The organism is Ruegeria atlantica, assembly GCF_013032455.1.
In the GTDB taxonomy this organism is placed as follows: domain Bacteria; phylum Pseudomonadota; class Alphaproteobacteria; order Rhodobacterales; family Rhodobacteraceae; genus Ruegeria; species Ruegeria atlantica_B.
The window spans coordinates 102,540-108,689 of record NZ_WQCF01000011.1; the positions used below are offsets into that span (position 1 = coordinate 102,540).

General features: G+C 51.1%; 3 protein-coding genes, 1 tRNA gene and 1 pseudogene. 3 read left to right on the plus strand and 2 right to left on the minus strand.

Features of this window, described 5'->3' with window-relative positions; genetic code table 11:
• Positions 1-312: 312 nt before the first annotated feature.
• Positions 313-2,331, plus strand: a complete 2,019-nt coding sequence (locus tag GOW93_RS17295; protein ID WP_170387046.1) for a hypothetical protein — start codon at positions 313-315, stop codon at positions 2,329-2,331.
• 167 nt (positions 2,332-2,498) lie between these two features.
• Here the strand turns inward: GOW93_RS17295 and GOW93_RS17300 are convergent.
• Positions 2,499-2,570: transfer RNA gene (locus tag GOW93_RS17300), tRNA-OTHER, on the minus strand.
• Between the two features lie 435 nt (positions 2,571-3,005).
• A complete protein-coding gene (locus GOW93_RS17305; protein WP_170387048.1) occupies positions 3,006-3,527 on the minus strand; it encodes a helix-turn-helix domain-containing protein in 522 nt (173 codons plus the stop codon).
• Positions 3,528-4,331: 804 nt separating this feature from the next.
• Here GOW93_RS17305 and GOW93_RS17310 point away from each other — a divergent pair.
• The gene (locus GOW93_RS17310; protein ID WP_254443660.1) at positions 4,332-4,934 is read left to right on the plus strand and encodes a GNAT family N-acetyltransferase; all 603 of its coding nucleotides are present in this window, start codon (positions 4,332-4,334) and stop codon (positions 4,932-4,934) included.
• Between the two features lie 202 nt (positions 4,935-5,136).
• A pseudogene (locus GOW93_RS20970) lies at positions 5,137-6,112 on the plus strand (linear amide C-N hydrolase).
• Positions 6,113-6,150 lie beyond the last annotated feature (38 nt).

Genomic DNA, 6,150 nt, shown 5'->3' on the forward strand with positions numbered 1-6,150 from the left:
GCCAAGAGGGGCCAGACCTCTCGTGTTCTATTTCGCGGAGTACGATACTTTATTGGGATCAAGCCTCATGACAGTTCCTAACAGACAACGGATGATCGACTAAACTACGGTAGTGTCCGAGTTGTGTAAGCAGCCGGCCATTAGGCTCCACGGCTGTTTATAGGGCCTGACACTAGATATTTTGGCCTAAAAATGGCATAGTACGACTTTGGTAATGATTTTTTCCCCTCATTTTGAGATTATTTTTGTTCAGCAAGAGAACAAGTTTCTTCGACCCGGAGGATGCGAACAAGTTCGATAACGGGAAGTCTGATGGACAACGATCTCTCGCAAGAAGACATTGCCTTTGACGGAGCAATTGGGTTTGGTTCCGCAACAGTTGGTGGTCGGGGTGGTGAGATTGTCAAGGTGACAAGCCTCGCCGATTCCGGTCCGGGGACTCTCCGATGGGCCCTAGAGGAATTAGATGGTCCGCGCATCGTTGTTTTCGAGGTAAGCGGGCAGATAAATCTTGAAGAAGCGATCCAAGTCAACGGTGATGTAACGATCGCGGGTCAAACCTCTCCCGAAGGCATAACCATAACTGGCGCAAAGCTTAGGATTGTCGAGAGCAATGTAATTATTCGCGGACTTCATTTCCGTCCAGGCGACGGAGACGGTGACGAACCCGATAATAGAGACGCCATCTCGATCGGTAGCAGTTTAGGTCAAGTCGAAAACGTCGTGATCGACAGCAATTCCTTAAGCTGGTCGATAGATGAGTTGATTACAGTCTGGTACGGGTCCAGAAACATTACGCTTTCGAACAACATATTCTCGGAGGCGTTAAAATCCTCGCTCCACCCGAAAGGCGACCATTCGATGGCTCTGATGGTCGGCGACGATAGTTCCAATGTAACCGTATATGGAAATTTGTTTGCTCACAACCAATTCAGGAACGCGACCATAGCAGATGCAAACCAGGTCGAATTTATCAACAACGTGATCTACAACTACGGTTCACTTGGATTCAATGGGCGAACTTATTCGACGGCTCATGTCATTGGAAATGTTTACATCGCAGGTCCGGACACGAGAGATATCGAGGCAATCCAATTGCGCGCACCTGAAGATGGTGCGGCCTATTATTTGTCTGATAACGTTGCAGAAATTGGTGGCGACGCAATCTCAAAAATCTCTGAAAGCCTAGTGTTTGAACCCAGCGGCGTCCCTGTCCTGACGTCATCAGAAGTCATAAATTACGTGCTGGCCAACGCTGGTGCGCGATATCCGTTACTGGATTCGATTGACGCACGAGTCATCCAGTCTGTGATCGATGGAACCGGTGGCATCATCGATTCACCCAGTGAAGTTGGCGGCTACGACAGCGTACCAAATACTCTCGCACCCAGTGACCGCGACAACGACGGTGTTCCGGATAGTTACGAGGAATTCGTTGGTTCTGACCCCGATCTTTTCGATGCGCATGGTGATGTAAACGGCAATGGAATTTCCAACATTGAAGATTATATCAACGGATTGATCGTCAGGGATGATGTTCTCACCCCAATCGTCGTTTCTACTGTCGCCGGAAACATTGGCACACCCGAGGCTGGCTCCTCGGATACCGAGATCACCGTGACCTTTGCCGACAACGTGGCCATTGACGTCTCGAGCATCGATATCGGTGATATCACGGTGACCGGCCCTGCGGGACCGCTGAGCGTGACCGGTGTCAGCCTTGATATCAACAGCGACGGCACCCCGCGCGCGGCCACCTATACCGTTGCCGCGCCCGGCGGCAGCTGGGACCTGGCCGATAACGGCGCCTATACCGTTGCCCTGCTGGCGGACGAGGTTTTTGACACCGGCGGCAATGCGGTGGCCGCCGATCCCGCCCTTGCCGGGTTTACCGCCGATACCGTTGGCCCGCCGCCATCCTTCAGGGTTGAAGCCGAGACTTTTCAGATCGTTAGCGGGTTCAAAATAAAAAATAACAATGTTGCATCCGGCGATCAGTATCTTCAGGCGGGTGGGAACGGCGAACAGAGAGCGTCTTATACCTTTTCTGGTGCCGAAGGGGTGTATGATCTGAACTTGGGATACTTTGATGAAAACGATGGCCAATCACAGATGAGTCTGTTGGTAAATGGGGTCGAGGTCGATAATTTCATCTGGAATGTGGATGCTGGCGGTAAGCTTGCTAACAACACATCTTTCGTGGAGCGTACCATTACAAATGTATCTCTTTCCAGCGGCGATGAGATCGAAATCGTAGGAACAAAAGACGGTAGCGAGCCGCTACGGACAGACTATCTGGATTTCGAATTTGTCGACTGGCTTCTAGTTTGACGACTTCGTCAGCACGACCATCGTATTTTAATGTGGCCAACTGTGGACGTGTCGCGACTTGATCTCGGAGATTGTTGTGTCGCAAACCGAGGAAGACGGCATGCCGGTTGAGATCCAAGGCCACTTCAACGCCTTAGTATCAAGCCGTTCCAAAAAGGTGTGGGTGATGGTAGCGGAGGAGGGACTTGAACCCCCGACACGCGGATTATGACTCAGTCCGGCTAGCTCCACACCCCGCCGCTAGCTACTCCATCCAACCACATTGACTATTTGGCTTGGTTGGGATTAAGGCTTGCAGGCGGACACATGCTGCCACAACGCGTCACACCCAACCACAGGGTTGTTTGTCATCCATACGCTACCCAGTCCCGAAAGCGGACATTGATGCACAGCGCGGCGAATGACCGCTCCGAGGATATCGCGGAAATGTCGTCGCTGTCACGAAACGCAGCTGGGCTCATTTTGAAAAAAAACTGGAAATATTTGGTACCATTGAACTTGGCTACCGGAAAGTCAAAATCCTAAACAGCGAACTAATCCGGTTGTATTGCCGTCGACTCGACAGAGAGGTTTTGTCGGACCCTGCTTTGAAAATTGAACAAATAGGGGGTAGCAATCGGTCATTCGCTGACAGTCAGTCAAGGTTTTCAACTGCTTCATATCTGCCTGAACGGTCATGATTGCTCTGCACCCATTTTCGCTTGACCTGGTGTCAGCCCAAAGAACTGCTTGAATGCAGACCCGAACGCAGATTGGCTATTGAACCCTGCGATGGAAGCGGCCTGTTTGACGTTCTTTCCTGTCGAGAGCGCTGCCAAGGCTGCCGTTAACTGGGCTTGCTGGCGCCATTGTCCAAAGCTCAGATCAGGCTCTTTGCGGAAATGCCGGGCCAAAGTGCGCTCGGACGCTCCGGCCTCTTGAGCCCATTCTTGAATAGTCTTGGCATCGTTGGGTTGTTTGCGCAAGGCATCAGTTATTTTGCGAAGACGTTTGCCCCGCGGTAGTGGGAGCGTAAGGGAAAGAGCCTCAGAACTCTCGATTTCACCAAGAGCAAGCGTCACGATTTGGTGGCCTCGCCCTCCGGTTTCCCAATCCAGTGGTTCCTTGCATGCGGCAATGACGAGTTCCCTTAGCAATGGTGAGACGGATATAACCTTACAGTCTTTTTCCATACCTAAATAAATGGATTCTTTCAAAAATAAGGTGCGCGTGGATGAGAGTGAGGATCGGCAAAAAGACCATCCGGATAGTCTTTTGCGTACCCGACGACCGATCGTTCAGCGGTTTCATACGGGGCGATTTCAATTTGTCTGCCTCGCGACGGAAAAAGGCTGCGCTCTTTCATACAGCCATGTTTTTATCTCTGAAAGCTAAGGGAAACGGGGAATTTTCATGGTTTCAGAACGCTTGGAAACCGCTGGTGTCTTTGGTCGCAAGGTTTTTCATGTGACCCAAGATGCACTGAAAGATGGCCCCAACACACACGGCCAGCCCCGCAAGACGGCGTATTCAGGGCCTGGGCTTTGGGTCGGTCAGTGCGAAGTAACTGCGCGCGACGTCCCCAGCCAATGGCACCATCACAAAGACTACGACAGCCTTATGTTCATGCTTGCCGGTCGCACTCGGGTTGAATGGGGAGTGAAGGCGAAAAGAGTTTTGAGCTTGGCCCCGGAGACTACGGCTTCGTCGGACGACGGATCATCCACCGAGCTCAGATATTCGATACATCAGAAAATTGCCGCTATGTCTTCGTGCGACTTGGCAACGGAGAGTCTGTTGAAAACGTAGACGAGCCTGGTTTCTCATCAGACGAATAAACCGTCCTCCCCTCATTGAACGACCTTCAAAGAATTTGAGCGCACCGAATGTCGAACGCAGAAGATCTCAACGGACACACTCAGCGATTGAACCAATTTGGGCAACCGATTGGGGTAGAAGTTCTAAATTGGGTCGGTGCGAAACCCGCAGAACCGGTGCGTTTAGATGGGAGCCATTGCCGAATGGAGCCGCTCGACCAAAGCGAACACGCGACTACGCTTTTTGATGCATTCACTGCCGACCGGGCGGGTAAGATGTGGACATACATGCCTGTCGGACCGTTTACAGACGCCGCCTCCTTTGAAGAATGGATGGCCTGGGTGTGCAACAGCAAAGCCCCAATGTTTTTTGCAATCATCGACAACCGGTCTTACAAAGCAATCGGCTTTGCCAGCCTTATGCGGATTGATCCTACCGCCGGTACGATAGAAGTCGGCTACATGGCTTATTCGCCTTTTCTTCAGAAGACCCCGATCGCAACCGAAGCAATGCATTTGTTGATGAGGCATGTGTTAGAAGATCTGGGCTACCGCAGATACGAATGGAAATGTGATGACTTAAATGCGGCTTCAAAGTCCGCCGCAGAACGGTTGGGCTTCCAGTATGACGGGTTGTTTCGTCAGGCGCTTGTTTACAAGGGTCGAAACCGAGACACACCGTGGTTCTCAGTTCTGGACGCAGATTGGCCAAGGCTTAGAGCAGCATTCGAAACCTGGCTAGCACCTGACAATTTTGACAATGGCATACAAAAAGTCAGCCTGTCCAAATTGACGGCTGCGCCATGACGCAATCTCTCGTCAATCGATACCAATTTGGCAAGACATTGTACGTTTCAATTCAGAGGATACAGCTATGACATTATCGTATAAAATCAGCCGCCTAACCCTCAGTCTGCTAAACGCTGTTTGCGTTACGGCCACTGCAAGCATCGCTTGTACGGGCATCACTCTGACTGGCCAAGACGGCACGGTCGTTTTTTCCCGCACCATGGAATGGGGTACATTCGACATGGAAGGAGAATTTGCTGTAATCCCGCGAGGAATGGAACTGACGGCAACGAAGATGAATGATGGGAAAGAGGGGATAGGCTGGGTTTCGAAATATGGAGTGGCCGGCATTACCGGGCTCGGCAAGCTCATCATGGGTGATGCAACGAATGAAACTGGTCTGACTGTCGGAATTTTTACCTTCCTGGCTATTCCGAATTCCAAGCGTATGACGCCGAACAGGCCGGGATATCGCTGGCTCCGGTTGATCTTCCACTATATTTGGCTTCACAATTCGCATCCATCGCGGAAATTCGTGAAGGATTGCAAGAAGTACGGGTCGTGCCGGTTGTGGAGCCTTTAATTGGTATCGTTCCGCCTTTTCACTATATGGTCACCGAACCAAGCAGAGAAGCCGTGGTCATCGAATACATCGATGGCGAACTCACAATCTTTGATGCGCCCCTTGGCGTCATCACTAATGCGCCAAACTATGACTGGCACATCGACAAACTGAAAAATTATCTAAATCTGTCTGCTGTAGCATTGCCAGAAGTTGAGCTTGAGGGTCAGAGTTTTGCTCCTCTGGGTGTGGGAAGCGGGATGATCGGTCTGCTAGGGACTTTACTCCTCATTCGCGCTTTATTCGTGCGGTCGCACTTACTCAAACAGCACGCCTAACCGAAGGAGGCTATGATACGGTTCGTGAGTCCTTTCGGATAATCGACAACTTCAATATGCCAGTTTCAGCAACGCTTTGTGGGTCTGAATCGGGTGAACTGAGCACACTGTTTTACAGCTCCACACAGTGGACGGTGGCGACCGACATCACCAATATGCGTATGTATTACCACACACAGTGGAACCGAGATGTAAGGATGGTTGATTTGAACAAGATTGACTTCGGGGACACGGCTTCCGGTAACAAGCGGGTGCCACTCGATCCCTCGCGTTTCCCGCTGAGCAGCCTCATCTGACTGGTCCAAATTGATTGTTAGTGCATCGTCGGCCTGTA

Excerpts from the sequence above, each read along its gene's own strand:
- GOW93_RS17295 (WP_170387046.1), top strand. The coding sequence starts at position 313 with ATGGACAACGATCTCTCGCAAGAAGACATTGCCTTTGACGGAGCAATT.
- GOW93_RS17310 (WP_254443660.1), top strand. The coding sequence starts at position 4,332 with ATGGAGCCGCTCGACCAAAGCGAACACGCGACTACGCTTTTTGATGCA.